1 protein-coding gene is annotated in these 313 nt (G+C 41.5%); it reads left to right on the forward strand.

The genetic code is table 11. From position 1 onward, the window contains the following. Positions 1–313, forward strand: a 313-nt coding sequence (locus ACRBBL_RS25685; protein ID WP_431371966.1) for a hypothetical protein, incomplete at both ends; no start/stop codon positions are given.

Below are 313 nucleotides of genomic sequence, written 5' to 3' on the forward strand. Positions count from 1 at the left end.
AAGACATTTCAGATAACTGGGTTACAGTCTACAGAGAAGTTCCAGATGGTGGAATGGTAACATTAGCTGACGGAACAACAACATCATACACAGGAGAAGCAGGAAATATCGTATTTGATGTAGCACACACAACAACAGCTCCAAACTTATCGTATTGGTACATCATCACAGATGATAATGACAACATTCTTGCATGGCAAAACTCAGCTAACGGAAACACGTTAGACTTAAGTGCAGCTCCAGCAGGAGAATGTCACGTATGGGGATGGAACTACAGAGGACTTCCAAATCCAATAGTAGGCGATCATATTTC

Source organism: Kordia sp. (assembly GCF_050633145.1).
Lineage (GTDB): Bacteria > Bacteroidota > Bacteroidia > Flavobacteriales > Flavobacteriaceae > Kordia.